Genomic DNA, 15,953 nt, shown 5'->3' with positions numbered 1-15,953 from the left:
ACTCTCTGCGGATTGGCTTCTGGAAGGCGTCCGCCGTCACCGGCGGACGCATCGCGTGGGTGTCGATCAGCCCGCGGCGCCCGGGTTGGTCAGCGCCTCGAAGCTGGTTTCCTCGTCCTCGACCGAGACCTGGCCGAGCACCAGGTCGACCACCTGGGACTCGAGCACCGCGGCCTCGAGCGCGGCCATGCGGCCACGCTCGGCCTTGTAGTAGTCGATCACCGCCTGCGGGTTCTCGTAGGTGGCGGCCATCTCGTCGAGCATCGCCTGGACGCGGTCCTGATCGGCCTTGAGCTCGTTTTGCTTGACCAGCTCGCCGATGATCAGACCGAGGGCGACACGGCGACGCGCCGGCTCCTCGAACAGCGCGTCGGGCAACTGCACCTCGCCCTGGGCGCCCACCGAGCGACGCATCTCCTCCTGCATCGAGGCGATCTCGTCGCGCACCAGCGCCTGCGGCACCTCGACCGGATTGGCCTCCATCAGCAGGTCCATCACTGCTTCCTTGGTGCGGGCCTCGAGACGCTGTTTCAACTCGCGCGCCATGTTCTCGCGCACATCGTTCTTGAAGCGCTCGACGTCGCCGTCCTCGATGCCGAAGCGCTTGACGAACTCGCCATCGACCTCGGGCAGGGTCGGCTCGGCGACCTGGCTGACGGTGATCTCGAAGCTCGCCGGCTTGCCGGCCAGTGCCTCGACCTGATACTCCTCGGGGAAGGTCACCTCGACGGTCCGGGTCTCGCCGGCGGCGGCGCCGACCAGACCGTCCTCGAAGCCGGGGATCATCCGCCCGGAGCCGAGCTCGAGCTCGACGTCGGCGGCCGAGCCACCCTCGAAGGCCTCGCCGTCGATGGTGCCGGCGAAGGAGATGGTGAGCTGATCGCCCTGCTCGGCGGCGCGCTCGACCGGGGTCCAGGTCTTGTGCTGGTCGCGCAGCCGCTCGATCAGCGCGTCGAGATCAGTCTCGGCGAGCTCGCAGACCGGACGCTTGAGTGCGCGGCCCTCGAGTGCGGCCAGCTCCACCTCGGGCATCACCTCGAAGGTGGCGACATAGGCGAAACGACCGGCCTCGACGTCGATCTCGGGCTCGACCTCCGGCTGACCGGCCGGACGCAGCGACTCCTGGGTGAGCGCCTCGTAGAAGCTCGCCTGCACCTGCTCGCCGAACACCTCCTCGAGGACCTGGGCGCCGTAACGCTTGCGCACCAGCTTCATCGGCACCTTGCCGGGGCGAAAACCGGGCAGCTTGGCGCTGCGCGCGAGCTGCTGCAGACGCTGATCGACCGCACTGGTGACCTGCTCGGAGGGCAGCTCGACCTTCACACGACGCTCGAGACCCTCGCCCGATTCCACCGAAACTTGCATTGACTCATCTCCTGTCGGCGCCGGGATTCTGACCAGGCCCGCACCTTGCTAAAAAACGCGTGCGGGCAAGACGCCCGCACAATCAAAAGTTGTTCAGTATAACGCGTGGTTTTTCGCGCCACCAAGCACCATCGCACGCGAAATCACCCCGTCACCGGGCCTTCAGTCACGCTTTCATCACTCTCGCGCCGCAACGCGCGCTTGAGGATCTTGCCCGAGGCGTTCTTCGGCAGCGCCGCGTGCAGCACCACCCGGCGTGGCACCTCGTGGCTGCCGAGGCGGTCGCGGCACCAGGCGCGCAGCTCGCCCGGCGTGACCTCGGCGGTGTCGGCGAGCGCCACGTGGGCCACCACCACCTCGCCGTGCCGGGGATCGGGATCGCCGACCACCGCCGCCTCGGCGACCGCCGGGTGGGCGTAGAGCGCCTCCTCGACCACCCGCGGATAGACATTCATGCCGTTGGTGATCACCAGATCCTTGATGCGATCGACCAGATAGACATGACCATCGCCATCGATCCGCGCCAGGTCACCGGTACGGAACCAGTCGCCATGAAAGCTCTCCCGGGTCGCCTCGGGCAGCCCCAGATAGCCGAGCATCACGTTGGGACCGCGCACGCACAACTCACCGGCCTCGCCACTGGACAGCACCCGTCCGGCGCGATCGCGCACCGTCAGCTCAACCCCCGGCAGCGCCGGACCGATCGAGCCCGGCTTGCGCGGCCCACTCGGACGATTGACGCTGAACACCGGGCTGCATTCGGTCGCGCCCGCGCCCTCCACCAGGAGGGTCGCGAAGCGCGTCTCGAACGCGCGCATCAACGCCGCCGGCAGCGCCGCACCACCACTGATGCACAGTCGCACCCCGCGCCACTGCTCGGACAGGACCTCGGCATGACGCAACAACACGCCGTACATGCTCGGCACCCCGAGGAACACGGTAGCGCCATGCCGGGCGATCGCTTGGGTGACCAGCCGCGGCTCGAAGCGCGGCACCGGGATCATCGCCAGCCCGTGGAGCAGCGGCGTGAGCATCGCGGTGGTGGCGGCGAAGGAGTGAAACAGCGGCAACACCGCCAGCACGCGGTCGCCGGGCACCAGCTCGAAGCCCTGCCGGGACCCCTCGGCGTTGGCGATCAGGTTGGCGTGACTGAGCATCGCCCCCTTGGGCCGTCCGGTGGTCCCCGAGGTATAGAGCACTGCGGCAACCTCGGTGCCCGGCAACGGCGACAGCGGCGGATGCGTGATCAGCGTGGCGAAGTCGGCTCGGGCGGCATCCAGCTCGATCCGTCTCGGTGACGCCGCGCTGCGCGCGCTGGCCGCCTCGGCGAGCGCAGCAAAGGCCGGCTGATGGAGCAACAGCGCCGGCCTTGCGTCGTCGAGGATATAGGCGATCTCACGATCGCTCTGCAGCAGGTTGACCGGCACCACGGTGGCGCCGGCCTTGAGGATCGCGAGATAGGCGATGACGAACTCACGCCCGTTGGCGCACAGCAGCGCGGCACGGGCACCGGGCTGCAGCCCGGCTGCCGCCAGCGCCCCGGCCATGGCATCGGAGGCGCGATCGAGCCCGGCATAGTCGAGCGCCCCGGCCTCGTCGAACAGGGCGGGCGCCCCCTGGTGCGTGGCCGCGCACGCCCGGAACCGGGCGGCAATGTCCGTCAGCTCGATCGCCCCCACCATGACCGCCGGCTCAGATGACCTTGGAGAAGCCGACCGGGCCGCTCTTGGCCGCGAGATAGGCGTCGAAGGTCATGCAGATGTTGCGCACCAGCAGGCGACCGCGCGGCAGGATGCGGATCCGCTCGGCGTCGAGTTCGACCAGACCGTCCTCGACCATCACCTGCAGCTTGTCGAGCGCGTCGGCGAAGTAGGTCTTGAAGTCGATCCCCCAGGCGGCCTCGACGGCGGGGATGTCGAGCACGAAGTTGCAGATCAAGCGGGTGATGACGTCGCGACGGATGATGTCGTCACGAGTCAGCTCGATACCACGGAACACCGGCAGGCGGCCGGCATCGATGGCGGCATAGTACTCGTCGAGCTCGCGCTGGTTCTGGCCGTAGGTGTTGTCGACCTTGCCGATCGAGGTCACGCCGATACCGATCAGGTCGCAGTCGGCGTGGGTCGAGTAGCCCTGGAAGTTGCGATACAGGGTACCGGCCTGCTGGGCGATGGCCAACTCGTCGTCGGGACGGGCGAAGTGGTCCATGCCGATGTAGACATAGCCGGCGTCGGTCAGACGCTGGATGGTCGCCTGGAGGATGTCGAGCTTGACCTCGGCGGTCGGCAGGTCCTCGTCGCGGATGCGCCGCTGCGGCTTGAAGCGGGTGGGCAGGTGCGCGTAGTTGAAGATCGACAGACGCTGCGGGTTGACCGCGATCACCCGCTCGAGGGTGTTCATGAAGGTCTCGACCGACTGGAACGGCAGGCCGTAGATCAGGTCCAGGCTGATCGAGCGGAAGCCCTCGGCGCGCGCCGCCTCGAGCACCGCCATGGTCTCGGCCTCGCTCTGCACGCGGTTGACCGCCTTCTGCACCCGCTCGTCGAAGTCCTGCACGCCGAGACTCATGCGGTTGAAGCCGATGCGACGCAGCAACGCGATGGTGTTGGCGTCGGCCTCGCGCGGGTCGATCTCGATCGAGTACTCACCGACCTCGTCGTCGGCGAGCTTGAAGTGACGACGGGTGGTCTCCATCAACTCGACCATCTGCTGGTCGTTGAGGAAGGTCGGGGTGCCGCCGCCCCAGTGCAGCTGCTCGACCACGCGGGAGTCGTCGAACAGCGCCCCCTGCATCTCCAGTTCGCGATAGACACGGTCGAGATAGGGCGCGACCCGCGAGCGGTCCTTGGTCACGACCTTGTTGCAGGCACAGTAGAAGCAGACCGTGTCGCAGAACGGGATGTGGAAATAGATCGACAGCGGGCGGCCACTCTCGTTGCTGCGCGCGCAAGTGGCGCGGTAGGCCGCCTCATCGAAGGACGTATCGAACTCGACCGCGGTCGGATACGAGGTGTAGCGCGGACCGCTCTGGTCGTAGCGACGGATCAGCTCAATATCGAAGGAAACGCCTTGTTCCACCTAATCAACCCTCCAGCCGCACGGCGCCATGCATCCGGCCCGGTACGGCATTCTTCGTAACGCCCGTTCAGGCATCATCCCCGCCCACCGAGGCCCACCGGGGCGCGTCGATCTGCACGAGCAGGGTATGGAATGGAATCTCTTCCAGGAATCGGCCCGACGCCTCACTGCGCGACCACGAGCACCCGGCATCGCGCCGGCGCCGGGTTCGCGCGAGCGGCGTCGGTCTCATGCGGCGGCCGCCGCCGCGATCTCGGCGCGATGCGCCAGCAGTTGCTCGCGCGTCAACACTAGCACGCCCTCTCCACCGCGCTCGAACTCCAGCCAGGTGAAGGGCACCTCGGGGAGGCGCTGCTCGAGCGCGAAGGCCGAGTTGCCGACCTCGAGGACCAGCACACCCTCGGGCTCGAGGTGGTGCGGGGCGCGCTCGAGGATGCGCAGCGCCAGCGCCAACCCCTCGTCGGCGGCGACCAGCCCGAGCTCGGGTTCACGCAGGAACTCCTCGGGCAGGGTGTCGTACTCGTCGCGCGGCACATAGGGGGGGTTGGAGACGATGACGTCGTAGCGGATGTCGTCGAGCGCGGCGAAGAGATCGGATTCGATCGCCCGCACCCGTTCATCGAGTCCGTAGCGCTCGATGTTCGCGCGCGCCACGGTCAGCGCCGCCGGCGAGAGATCGACCAGATCGACCTCGGCATCGGGCAGATGCAGCGCGGCGGCGATACCGATACAGCCACTGCCGGTACAGAGATCGAGCACCCGCTCGACCCGCGCCGGGTCGACCCAGGGATCGAAACCGACCTCGAGCAGCTCGGCGATCGGCGAGCGCGGCACCAACACGTTGCTGTCGACGATGAACTCGAACCCGGAGAACCAGGCGCGACCGGTGAGATAGGCCACCGGCACCCGCTCGCGGACGCGGCGCTCGATCAGTGCGGCAACGCGCTCGCGCTCGGCGAGGGTGAGTCGGCAGGAATGGAAGGCGGCGGGCAGGGAGTGATCCAGGTCGAGCGCGCCGAGCACCAGTTCGGCGGCCTCGTCGAGAGCGTTATCGGTCCCGTGACCGAAGAACAGGCCGGCGGCCTTGAAGCGACTCGCGCCCCAGCGCACGAAGTCCTGGATGGTGATCAATCCGTCGGGTTGTGCTGACATCGCGGCTCAAGCATGGTCCGGTACATGGACTGGCGCCCGGACTCGTCCGCCACGCCAGGAAACAAGCCGCGAAGGATACCATCCTTGGCTCCCGCTGTTCAGTCGGTCGTCCACCGATACCGGGGCGCCCCCGCACCCGACCGGGGACGGGCGCCCGAACGGCCGAGGACATCAGGCCGCCCGGCGCTTGCCCTCGGCGGCCAGCACCTCGTCCTGACCACGCTCGACCAGATCCTGCAGCGAGATGTCGCTGAGGAACTGGAAGATCTGGTCACTGAGCTGGTCCCACAGATGATGGGTGAGACAGCGCTGGCCGTCGCGACAGTTCTCGCGTCCACCACAGCGGGTGAACTCGACCCACTCGTCGACGGCGCAGATGATGTTGGCGATCGAGATCTCCTCGGCCGGCTTGCCGAGATAATAGCCGCCACCCGGTCCGCGCACGCCACGCACCAGCTGCTTGGCGCGCAACGCCGCGAACAGCTGCTCGAGATAGGACAGCGAGATACCCTGGTTCGCCGAGATATCGGCCAGGGTGACCGGCCCCTTGCCCGCGTGGAGCGCCAGATCGAGCATGGCGGTCACCGCATATCTGCCCTTGGTAGAAAGTCTCATCGTCGAATGCCTGTATAAGGTATTGATTGACAAGGAGACCGAGTAGGACCCGATCACCCGACCCTCCTACTAAATTAGTCAAGCAAAGGTCTATTTCAATACATGCACTACGGTCGATGACGACGGGCGGGTAGAGCGGGGAGGTGCGCGGGGCGTTCAAAGACAGGTCGGCAGCCGACGTCCGGAGGCTGTCGCCCCGGAGATGGCCGGCTGGGCGGCGAGGAAGCAGTGGCCCTGTCCCAGACAGTAGTCCAGCCACTTGGCGAGGAAGAGGTTGGCGCGCCACTTGTGCGCGAGCGTCGGCGGTGCATAGCCGTTGCGCATCGACCACAGCGACTGCTCGAGCTCGAGCACCTCGAGCTGGCGGGCGTCGTGATAGGCGCGCAGGCGCGCATCCGGATCGCTGCGCACCCCGCCCTCCCCCGCCGGGAACAGGTGAGTCAGGCGCAGCAGGGTCATGTAACGGGTCTGCGACTCGACCTCGAGCACCAGGTCGACCCCGGAGGCGTGAGGCGACAGCCGCCGGCCCTCGAGCTGGCTCAGGTCCGGCGCCAGCCGCGCCAACCGGGCGAAGTTCTCCTCGCACAGCGCCAGCAGCGCACCCACGCTCGGGCGCGCGACCAGTGGCAGGGCGTCGGCCCAGGGATCGCTGGAGACTTGCATCATTGCGTCCGATAAAAACGCCGACGCCGGGCTCGAGGCCCGGCGCCGAGACGTCGACTGGTTACGCCGCGAGCGCTCAGCCGTTCTGCGCGGTCTGCTGCTCGGCGACCTGGCGCTTGACCTCTTCCATATCGAGCTCGGCGGCCTTGGAGAGCAGCTCGCGGAAGGAGCGCTCGGGCAGCGCACCGGGCTGGGAGAAGATGATGACCTGCTCGCGGAAGATCATCAGCGTGGGGATCGAGCGGATCTGGAAGTGTGCCGCCAGCTCCTGCTGCGCCTCGGTGTTGATCTTGGCGAAGACGATGTCCTCGTGATCCTCGGAGACCTTCTCGAAGGTCGGGGCGAAGGAGCGGCAGGGACCGCACCAGGGCGCCCAGAAATCGACGACGACGAAATCGTTGTCCTTGATGGTCTGTTCGAAGTTGTTGCTGTCGAGCTCCAAGACGGCCATGCGAATATCCTACTAGATAGCTAAAGATTGTCGGGCATATTAACAGAATCGCCATCCACTCGCAGATTCCGCAACCCGCCCGGGGCGCCGGTCCCTGTCACCGGGGACAGACGACCGGCGACGACTGTCAGAGTGCCCCGAGGCCCTCGAGGATACGGTCGCGGATCTCCTCGACCGACCCGATACCGTGCACCTTGAGGTACTTGGGCGCGCCCTCGCCACCGGCCTCGGCCCAGGTGGAGTAGTAGCCGATCAGCGGCTCGGTCTGCTCATGATAGACCGCCAGACGCGCCTTGACCGTCTCCTCGCGATCGTCGTCGCGCTGGATCAGCGCCTCGCCGGTGACGTCGTCCTTGCCTTCCTCGCGCGGCGGATTGAACACCACGTGATAGCTGCGCCCCGAGGCCGGGTGCACCCGCCGCCCGGACATCCGCTTGACGATCTCGGCGTCGGGGACGTCGATCTCGACCACCGCGTCGACGAAGATGCCGCTCTCCTTGAGCGCGTCGGCCTGGGCGATGGTGCGCGGGAAGCCGTCGAACAGGAAGCCGCCCTGACAGTCCTCGGCGTCGATGCGCGCCTTGACCATGCCGATGATGATGTCATCGGACACCAGCCCGCCCTCGTCCATGATCTTCTTCGCCGCCTTGCCGAGCTCGGTGCCCTGCTTGACGTGGGCCCGGAGCATGTCGCCGGTGGAGATCTGGGGGATCTTGAAGTGTTCCTTGATGAAGCCGGCCTGGGTCCCTTTTCCGGCACCCGGGCCGCCGAGCAGGATGATGCGCATGACGCTCCTCATTGTGGTTGCGATTGAAAAACATTGATCTTGAGTGTGCCACAGCCGGATCGGGCAGGACCACAGCCGGCTCGGCGCCGCCATCGCGAATGCGCGCGCGGCGCGGCACGGATCGATCAGGGGGTGCGCGCGGCGTGCGCGCGGCAAACTGAGCAGGACGACCACCGCACCGGCGGCACGGTGGTCGCGTGGGGGATCAGCCGCCGCTGACCATCATGTTGAGCATCAGCTTGTTGAGCCGACCGACGAAGGCGGCCGGGTCCTCGAGCTGACCGCCCTCGGCGAGCTGGGCCTGATCGAACAGCACCATCGCCAGCTCGGCGAAGCGCTCGTCGTCGGTCTCGGCCTCGAGACGCTTGAGCAGCGGATGCTCGAGGTTGACCTCGAGCGTGGGCTTGGTCTCGGGGGCCTCCTGGCCGACCGATTTCAGCACCCGCGCGAGGTTGGCGCTCATGTCGTGCTCGCCGACCACCAGACAGGCCGGGGAGTCGACCAGGCGGGTGCTCGCGCGCACCGTCTCGACCTGTTCGCCGAGCGTCTGCTTCATCTGCTCGAGCAGCGAGCCGTGCTCCTCCTCGGCCTTCTCCTTGGCGGCCTGATCCTCGGCGTCGGCAAGCTCGCCGAGATCGAGGTCACCCTTGGTCACCGACTGCAGCGTCTTGCCCTTGTACTCGGTGAGATGGCTCACCAGCCACTCGTCGACCCGATCGGAGAGCAGCAGCACCTCCACGCCCTTCTTGCGGAAGACCTCGAGATGCGGGCTGTGACGCGCCGCGGCGGGGCTGTCGGCGGTGATGAAGTAGATCTTCTCCTGCCCCTCCTGCATCCGCTCGATATAGCCATCGAGCGACTCACGCTGGGCATCGCCCTCGCTCGCGGTGGTGGCAAAGCGCAGCAGCCCGGCGATGCGCTCCTTGTTGGCGAAGTCCTCCGCCGGCCCCTCCTTGAGCACCCGGCCGAACTCGTCCCAGAAGGCGCCATAGTTCTCCGGCTCGTCGCGCGCCATCGCCTCGAGCACGCCGAGCACGCGCTTGGTGTTGGCCTGACGGATGGTGTCGATCTTGCGATTGTGCTGGAGGATCTCGCGCGAGACGTTCAGCGGCAGGTCATCGGCGTCGACCACGCCCTTGACGAAGCGCAGATAGTGCGGGGTGAGCTTGTCGACCTCGTCCATGATGAAGACACGGCGCACATAGAGCTTGACGCCGTGCTTCTGCTCGCGGTCCCACATGTCGAAGGGCGCGCGCTTGGGCACGAACAGCAGCGAGGTGTACTCGTTGGTCCCCTCGACGCGGTTGTGCGAATAGGCCAGCGGCGCCTCGAAGTCGTGGGCGACGTGCTTGTAGAAGTCGTGATACTCCTCCTCGGAGATCTCCGACTTGTTGCGCATCCACAGCGCGGTGCCGCGATTGACCTGCTCGTACTCGGGGGTCTCGGGCTGCTCCTCGCCCTCCTCGCCGTAGTGCTCCTTGCGCATCTCCACCGGCAGCGCGACGTGATCGGAGAACTTGGCGATGATCGCGCGCAGCCGCCAGCTGTCGAGGAACTCCTTCTCGTCCTCCTTGAGGTGGAGGATGACGTCGGTACCGCGGCCGGCCTTCTCCACCGTCTCCAGGGTATAGCTGCCGCGCCCGTCGGACTCCCAGCACACCCCGTGCTCGGGGCCGAGCCCGGCGCGGCGCGAGATCAGGGTGACGCGATCGGCGACGATATAGGCCGAGTAGAACCCGACGCCGAACTGACCGATCAGGTTGCTGTCCCTGGTCTGATCACCGGAGAGGTTCTCGAGAAAGCGGCGGGTGCCCGAGCTGGCGATGCTGCCGATGGTCTCGGTGACCTCCTGACGGCTCAGACCGATGCCGTTGTCGGAGACGGTCAGGGTACCGGCCTCGCGGTCGACCTCGATGCGGATGCGCAGCTGCGGGTCGCCCTCGTACAGACCGTCGTCACTCAGCGCCTCGAAGCGCAGCTTCTCGGCGGCGTCGGAGGCATTGGAGACCAACTCGCGCAGGAAGATCTCCTTGTTCGAGTAGAGTGAGCGGATCACCAGGTCGAGCACCTGACTGACCTCTGCCTTGAACTCCAGGGTTTCCTTGTGCGCTTCTACTGTCATGCTTGTCGTGTACCTTGAGGAATGAAGATCGTTTGCGAACCAGGGGTTCGAGTCACCCGGCAGGGCTCAGACCGAACCATACCGGTATTGTCGCACGGCGACGGGGGGATACAATGCCTCGACGGCGGAGCCCCGGCGATGGCCGCCCCGAACGGGAGGCGTCACCCGGTCGGCGCGCCCCACAGGGACCGTGCCCTCGCACCGCAGCGGGTCGCCCCGCCACCACATCCCCTCGCCATGGGAGACGTGCACGGATCGGCACGCGCAGCACGCGGCCCAGCCAATCGAGCACCGCCTCTCCCCCACCAGTCAAGGGTCTGAAGATGGAACCGCAAATCATCGCCACCACCCCCTTCGAAGGTCAACGCCCCGGCACCTCGGGGCTGCGCAAGAAGGTCCGGGTGTTCCAGCAACCGCACTATCTCGAGAACTTCGTCCAGGCGATCTTCGACACCCGCCCCGAGCTCGCCGGCGGGACCCTGGTGGTCGGTGGCGACGGGCGCTACTACAACCGCGAGGCGGTCCAGACCATCCTGCGCATGGCCGCGGCCAACGGCGTCGCCCGGGTGCTGGTCGGGCGCGGCGGGCTGCTGTCGACCCCGGCGGCCTCATGCATCGTGCGCAAGCACCACGCCGAGGGCGCGATCGTGCTCTCGGCCAGCCACAACCCCGGCGGGCCGGACGCCGACTTCGGCATCAAGTTCAATGCCGCCAACGGCGGCCCGGCGCCGGAATCGATGACCAGTGCCATCCACGCCCGCACCCAGGAGATCGAGCGCTATCTCACCCTCGACAGCGCCGCCGTCGACCTCGATCGGATCGCCACCCTGACCCTCGGCGCGACCCGCATCGAGGTCATCGACCCGGTCGCCGACTATGCCGAGCTGATGGCCTCGCTGTTCGACTTCGACGCCATCGCCGGACTGTTCGCCTCGGGCGGGTTCCGCATGCGTTTCGACGCGATGCACGCGATCACCGGTCCCTACGCCCTCGAGATCCTCGAGAACCGGCTCGGCGCCGAGGCCGGCACCGTCCTCAACGCCGAGGCCCTGCCCGACTTCGGCGGCGGCCACCCCGACCCCAACCTGACCCATGCCGCGGCCCTGGTGGCGATGACCCGCGGCGTCGACGGACTCGACTTCGCCGCCGCCTCCGATGGCGACGGCGACCGCAACATGATCCTCGGGCGCGACTGCTTCGTCACCCCCAGCGACAGCCTCGCGATCCTTGCCGCCAACGCCCATCTCACCCCCGGCTACCGCCAGGGCATCCGCGGCGTGGCCCGCTCGATGCCCACCAGCCAGGCCGCCGACCGGGTCGCCGAGGCGCTCGGTGTCGAGCACTTCGAGACCCCCACCGGCTGGAAGTTCTTCGGCAACCTGCTCGATGCCGGGCGCATCACCCTGTGCGGCGAGGAGAGCTTCGGCACCGGTTCGGATCACCTGCGCGAGAAGGACGGGCTGTGGGCGGTGCTGTTCTGGCTCAACCTGCTCGCCGCGCGCCGCCAGTCGGTCGCCGAGATCGTCACCGAGCACTGGCGGCGCTTCGGGCGCGACTACTACACCCGTCACGACTACGAAGGGGTCGCGTCGGAAGGCGCCGAGGGGCTGATGGCCGCGCTGCGCGAGCAGCTCCCCACCCTGCCCGGCCAGCAGCTCGGCGCGCGCCGTGTGGCACAGGCCGACGACTTCGCCTACACCGACCCGATCGACGGGGGGCGCGCCGAGCACCAGGGCATCCGTATCCGCTTCGAGGACGGCGCACGCATCGTCTACCGCCTCTCCGGCACCGGCACCGAAGGGGCGACGCTGCGCGTCTATATCGAGCGTTTCGAACCCGACCCGGCCGGCCACCAGCTCGACCCCCAGGAGGCGCTCGGCGAGTTGATCGCAACCGCCCGCGAACTCGCCGGGATCGAGCCGCGCACCGGCCGGACGGCACCAGACGTCATCACCTGAACGGCGTTCGGCCAGCGCTGCGCTACCGTCCCGGATCAGCCATCGGCTCGGCGTCGAGGTCGAGCCCGCGATCGACCGTCTCGGCACGGTCTGGGACGACTACCGCGCGGCGCTCTTCGCCGCGCCCGGCGGCGACCTCGCGGCCCGCCGGAGATCGCAGCGATCCCCACCGAGACAGCGGCCGACTGCGCGCCCCATCCTCGAGCCCTTGGTCGGCGGCAAGCCACAGGGCACCGGGCCGGGGCCGGGGCCGGGGCCGGGGCCGGGGCCGGGGCTGACGATCGTCGCGCGGCGGCTCAAGCAGCACGGCGCCCGACTCCCCGCCCCCCACGGCTCCCGCATGCGCCAGACCTTTCCTGCACTCGCACACTGCGCCACCGCCACCTCAACTCCAGCGCCGACAGCGACTTGCCGCAACCGTGCACAGCGGCCACAGTTGCAGCCGCACACCTCAAACCAGTAGGATTCAGCACAGATTTCCCCATCTTGGACAAGGGCCTGCGACGGCCCGGACTGCGCCGCCCACCGCGCATAGCACCCGTTTCCCGAGACGCCTGTACGCGCCCTGCGGATGACCGGAGCGCAGCGACGACCGTGGCGCCGGGGACCAAAAGACAGGGGGCGGTCGAGTGGCCTCCCCACGCATCCACAGCACGCGGAGCTATTGCAATGAGCCAATTCGACAAGATCCAGGCGCTCAACCAGTCGATCCTGGGCGCCGAACTCGACGACGCCGAGTGCGCCGTCCTCGCCGACCGCATGGGCGAGGTCGCGCTCACCGACGGCGAGACCCTGGTGACCGAGGGCGAGGCCCGCCAGACCCTGTTCCTGCTCGGCGCGGGCAAGATCGACGTCATCCGTAATCAGGGCGGCAGCGACGTCCACCTCCACCGTATGCGCGCCGGCGAGTGCGCCGGCACCCGCGCCTTCGTCGATGGCTCGGACCGCAAGGCTGCGCTGCGCGCCGTCGGCGACGCCCGGGTGCTGACCCTGGAGCCGATCGACTTCGAGTCGCTGCTCGACGACCACCCGCGCATCGTCTACAAGGTGATGCGCGCGATCTTCCGCATCACCCACGCCAACCTGATGCGGATGAACCAGGAGAGCGCCGAGCTCAAGAACTACCTGGTCCGCGCCCCGGGGCGCTACTGAGCGACGTCTCCCGCCCGGACAGACGCAGGCCGTACGTGAGGATCTTGCGATCGAGCGCCGGGCGCGAGATGCCGAGGATCTGGCAGCTGCGCGCCTTGTAGCCGCCGGTGTGATCGAGCGGCCACCCCGCACCTGCTCGACCGCAGCGAGGCTGCGCCGCGCCGCCCAACCGCGTCAGCCCGTCATACGCAGCCAGCGCCCGATCCAGTGATCGAGACTCACCCAGCGCCCGGCACCACAGAAGAAGAGCGCCAGCAGCATCACGAAATAGGTCGCGGCGAACTCGATCCCGTTGTTGAGCATCACCAGGCTGCCGTACTCGGTCAGCCAGCTGTAGTCGCCGTGCGCACGCAGGATCTCCTTGGCCTCGGCCAGACGCTCGACCGCGATCAGGGTGCGCTCGGTGGCAAACAGCGAGCCACCACCCTCGGCGATCGCCAGCCAGCCGTTGTGCCAGTGCACGGTGAGCGCGGCGACCGCCATGGTGACCATCAGCGGCAGCGCCACCCAGCGTACCCCGAGCCCCACCACCAGCAACACCGCCCCCAGGGTCTCGGTCCCGGCGGCGAGCACCACCATCAACTCCGGCGCCGGCAGACCCAGCCCCCACTCCGGGTTGCCGAACCAGGCCACGGTGTCGTCGAAATTCGCGAACTTCCTGCTCCCGGCCATCCACAATACCGGCGCCAGGTAGAGTCGCAGCGCCAGCGGCGCAAGGAAGTCCAGCCACCGGGTCATATCCAGCAGTCCTTGCAGACGTCTCGCCAGAGACCACATCGCTCACCCCTCCGTTATCGAGTGCTCGCCCCCCTCGAACCAACGGTTGCGCCCGGCGCGCTTGGCGCGATACATCGCCGCATCGGCGCAGCTCACGCAGTGCTGCAGCTCCTCCCCGGGTGAGCAGGCACACACCCCCAGACTGATGGTGATCGGCTGCGCCAGCCCGAAGTCATGCTCGGCGACCAGTCGGCGCAGCTTCTCGACCAGGGCGCGCGCCATCGCCAGATCGGTGTGGGTGGAGAGGATCAGGAACTCCTCCCCGCCCCAGCGCACCAGGTAATCGCTGGCGCGGACGTGCCGCGACACCAGCCCGGAGAGCTGGCGCAACACCCGGTCGCCGCAGTCGTGTCCGTGCTGGTCGTTGACCCGCTTGAAATGATCGATATCGAAGATGACGATCGACAGCCGCAGATGATGACGGCGCGCCCGTGCCGACTCGCGTTCGAACAGCGACTCGACCACGTGACGATTGAGCAGGCCGGTGAGCGGATCGTGCTCGGCCAGATAGCGGATGTCGCACTCGGCCCGACGCAACCGCGCCAGCGGATAGCGACACAACAGCGCCGCCCCCGTGCCGCCGATCACCACCAGTACCAGCGCCAGCAGCAGCGAGTCGCGCAGCAGGGGGCGCAGCGAGGCCGAAGTCTCCAGCGCCCCGACCGGCCGACCGGCATCGAGCAGCCACTGGCGCTGTCTCAACAGCGGCGCCGGCAACGGCGCACCGATCTCGACCACGGCCTCGCCACCCTCGGCGTACACCACCTGACGGACCGCGACCCCGCGCACCTCGTCGCGCAGCAGCCCACCGATACGCCCGTCCTCGTAGACCCAGAACTCGGGATCCCGTGCGATCACCTGACGCATCAGCTGCTCGGCGGTGAGCACCGAGAGGGTGGCCAGGTTACCGTCGAGATAGCGGCGCTGGACGTCGAAATGGATGACAGGCACGGCCAGCGCCGTCACCACCACCAGCGTCAACACCACCAGACGCAGCAGGTCGGCGAGACTGCGGTCATCCCCGGGAGGCACGGATCAGCCCCCTGGACGCGGTGGTACCAGCGCCCCATTGGCCTCGACCACCGCCCGACCTGCGACCGAGAAGACGAAGTCGACAAAGCGGCGCACCCGCTCGTCCGGGGCCGTGGCAAGCACCAGGGTGAACTCGGCGACCAGCGGATAACGACCGGCGGCGAGTGCCTCCAGGGTCGGCGCCCGCCCGCCGAGATGCAGTACCCGCAACGACAGCGACTCGGCGACCCACTGCATGCGGGTGAGATAGCCGAAGCTCCCGGGCACCCGGCGCAGCACCGCAGCGTTATCCTGCGCCGTCAGCGTCACCACCAGATCGGGACGGGCGAAGGCGCGGTCGAGCGCCGCGTCGAGTCGCGGATCGAGTCCGCGCAACAGCATGGTCTCGGTATCGTACTCGGCGCGCAGCACCGGACGACAAGGAGTGCCGTCCGGCCAGGTGACGCGCTCGCCGCGATAGATCGCGACCAGCTGCGCGACATCCAGCGAGTCGGCGCCGACCCCGGGATGGGCGGCGAGGATCAGCGGTGTGCGGGCGAAGACCAGGACCTCACCGACCCGCCGACGCTCGACGGCACTCAGCGCACGCCCGGCCAGGGCGATGTCGAGACGGCCGTCGGCGAGTGCCCGCACCCCGCCGCCGGTACCCAGGCTCGGCAGCACCCGGGGCGACTCGCCACAGCACGCGCCATAGCGCTCGGCCAACGCCTCGGCGACCCCGAGCGCACCGCCGGTGCCACCGATACGCAAGGGCTCGGCCTCGCCGGTCAGTGACCAGATCATCGCCAAGATACCGAGCCA

14 protein-coding genes are annotated in these 15,953 nt (G+C 68.1%); 2 read left to right on the top strand and 12 right to left on the bottom strand.

Annotated features, from left to right (window positions below):
• Positions 1–66: 66 nt before the first annotated feature.
• The 9 genes from tig to htpG all read right to left on the bottom strand — a co-directional run bounded on the left by tig (position 67) and on the right by htpG (position 10,233).
• A complete protein-coding gene (gene tig / locus ACAM26_RS06970; RefSeq protein WP_123141093.1) occupies positions 67–1,365 on the bottom strand; it encodes a trigger factor in 1,299 nt (432 codons plus the stop codon).
• A 143-nt stretch (positions 1,366–1,508) separates the two neighbouring features.
• On the bottom strand, positions 1,509–3,047 hold the full coding sequence (locus ACAM26_RS06965) for an AMP-binding protein (protein ID WP_369613344.1): 1,539 nt from the start codon (positions 3,045–3,047) through the stop codon (positions 1,509–1,511).
• Between the two features lie 10 nt (positions 3,048–3,057).
• Positions 3,058–4,443, bottom strand: coding sequence for an oxygen-independent coproporphyrinogen III oxidase (hemN, locus tag ACAM26_RS06960; protein WP_123141091.1), 1,386 nt, complete (start codon positions 4,441–4,443; stop codon positions 3,058–3,060).
• A 228-nt stretch (positions 4,444–4,671) separates the two neighbouring features.
• Positions 4,672–5,595, bottom strand: coding sequence for a 50S ribosomal protein L3 N(5)-glutamine methyltransferase (gene prmB / locus ACAM26_RS06955; RefSeq protein WP_123141090.1), 924 nt, complete (start codon positions 5,593–5,595; stop codon positions 4,672–4,674).
• Positions 5,596–5,766: 171 nt separating this feature from the next.
• A complete protein-coding gene (locus tag ACAM26_RS06950) occupies positions 5,767–6,210 on the bottom strand; it encodes an Rrf2 family transcriptional regulator (RefSeq protein WP_123141089.1) in 444 nt (147 codons plus the stop codon).
• Positions 6,211–6,366: 156 nt separating this feature from the next.
• Positions 6,367–6,873: a DUF1249 domain-containing protein gene (locus ACAM26_RS06945; RefSeq protein WP_123141133.1), complete on the bottom strand. Its 507-nt coding sequence runs from the start codon at positions 6,871–6,873 to the stop codon at positions 6,367–6,369.
• A 76-nt stretch (positions 6,874–6,949) separates the two neighbouring features.
• The gene (trxA, locus tag ACAM26_RS06940) at positions 6,950–7,324 is read right to left on the bottom strand and encodes a thioredoxin (RefSeq protein WP_123141088.1); all 375 of its coding nucleotides are present in this window, start codon (positions 7,322–7,324) and stop codon (positions 6,950–6,952) included.
• A 127-nt stretch (positions 7,325–7,451) separates the two neighbouring features.
• Entirely contained in the window at positions 7,452–8,111 is a 660-nt protein-coding gene (adk, locus tag ACAM26_RS06935; protein ID WP_062275367.1) for an adenylate kinase, read from the bottom strand.
• Between the two features lie 205 nt (positions 8,112–8,316).
• The gene (gene htpG / locus ACAM26_RS06930; RefSeq protein ID WP_123142464.1) at positions 8,317–10,233 is read right to left on the bottom strand and encodes a molecular chaperone HtpG; all 1,917 of its coding nucleotides are present in this window, start codon (positions 10,231–10,233) and stop codon (positions 8,317–8,319) included.
• 323 nt (positions 10,234–10,556) lie between these two features.
• On the opposite strand from htpG, the gene ACAM26_RS06925 reads away from it, so the two are divergent.
• On the top strand, positions 10,557–12,191 hold the full coding sequence (locus tag ACAM26_RS06925; RefSeq protein ID WP_369613343.1) for an alpha-D-glucose phosphate-specific phosphoglucomutase: 1,635 nt from the start codon (positions 10,557–10,559) through the stop codon (positions 12,189–12,191).
• Between the two features lie 669 nt (positions 12,192–12,860).
• Positions 12,861–13,343 (top strand): Crp/Fnr family transcriptional regulator, encoded by a 483-nt coding sequence (locus ACAM26_RS06920; RefSeq protein ID WP_123141085.1) that lies wholly within the window; start codon positions 12,861–12,863, stop codon positions 13,341–13,343.
• A gap of 174 nt (positions 13,344–13,517) precedes the next feature.
• On the opposite strand, the gene ACAM26_RS06915 is transcribed toward ACAM26_RS06920, so the two are convergent.
• The 3 genes from ACAM26_RS06915 to ACAM26_RS06905 are packed head-to-tail and all read right to left on the bottom strand — an operon-like array spanning position 13,518 to position 15,935.
• Positions 13,518–14,120 (bottom strand): DoxX family protein, encoded by a 603-nt coding sequence (locus ACAM26_RS06915; protein ID WP_369613342.1) that lies wholly within the window; start codon positions 14,118–14,120, stop codon positions 13,518–13,520.
• Between the two features lie 3 nt (positions 14,121–14,123).
• Entirely contained in the window at positions 14,124–15,152 is a 1,029-nt protein-coding gene (locus ACAM26_RS06910) for a GGDEF domain-containing protein (RefSeq protein WP_123141083.1), read from the bottom strand.
• A gap of 3 nt (positions 15,153–15,155) precedes the next feature.
• Positions 15,156–15,935, bottom strand: coding sequence for a PstS family phosphate ABC transporter substrate-binding protein (locus ACAM26_RS06905; RefSeq protein ID WP_165913527.1), 780 nt, complete (start codon positions 15,933–15,935; stop codon positions 15,156–15,158).
• Positions 15,936–15,953: the final 18 nt, after the last annotated feature.

The organism is Marichromatium sp. PS1 (genome assembly GCF_041155115.1).
GTDB classification, from domain to species: Bacteria; Pseudomonadota; Gammaproteobacteria; order Chromatiales; family Chromatiaceae; genus Marichromatium; species Marichromatium gracile.
Note: the sequence above shows the minus strand (reverse complement) of the source record. Positions and strands in the feature narration are given on the sequence as shown.

Bases quoted from the DNA above. Each gene is read 5' to 3' on its own strand.
- ACAM26_RS06965 (WP_369613344.1), bottom strand. From the start codon at position 3,047: ATGGTGGGGGCGATCGAGCTGACGGACATTGCCGCCCGGTTCCGGGCG.
- ACAM26_RS06915 (WP_369613342.1), bottom strand. From the start codon at position 14,120: ATGTGGTCTCTGGCGAGACGTCTGCAAGGACTGCTGGATATGACCCGG.
- ACAM26_RS06950 (WP_123141089.1), bottom strand. From the start codon at position 6,210: ATGAGACTTTCTACCAAGGGCAGATATGCGGTGACCGCCATGCTCGAT.
- trxA (WP_123141088.1), bottom strand. From the start codon at position 7,324: ATGGCCGTCTTGGAGCTCGACAGCAACAACTTCGAACAGACCATCAAG.
- ACAM26_RS06925 (WP_369613343.1), top strand. From the start codon at position 10,557: ATGGAACCGCAAATCATCGCCACCACCCCCTTCGAAGGTCAACGCCCC.
- adk (WP_062275367.1), bottom strand. From the start codon at position 8,111: ATGCGCATCATCCTGCTCGGCGGCCCGGGTGCCGGAAAAGGGACCCAG.
- tig (WP_123141093.1), bottom strand. From the start codon at position 1,365: ATGCAAGTTTCGGTGGAATCGGGCGAGGGTCTCGAGCGTCGTGTGAAG.
- ACAM26_RS06905 (WP_165913527.1), bottom strand. From the start codon at position 15,935: ATGATCTGGTCACTGACCGGCGAGGCCGAGCCCTTGCGTATCGGTGGC.
- prmB (WP_123141090.1), bottom strand. From the start codon at position 5,595: ATGTCAGCACAACCCGACGGATTGATCACCATCCAGGACTTCGTGCGC.
- ACAM26_RS06945 (WP_123141133.1), bottom strand. From the start codon at position 6,873: ATGCAAGTCTCCAGCGATCCCTGGGCCGACGCCCTGCCACTGGTCGCG.
- ACAM26_RS06920 (WP_123141085.1), top strand. From the start codon at position 12,861: ATGAGCCAATTCGACAAGATCCAGGCGCTCAACCAGTCGATCCTGGGC.
- htpG (WP_123142464.1), bottom strand. From the start codon at position 10,233: ATGACAGTAGAAGCGCACAAGGAAACCCTGGAGTTCAAGGCAGAGGTC.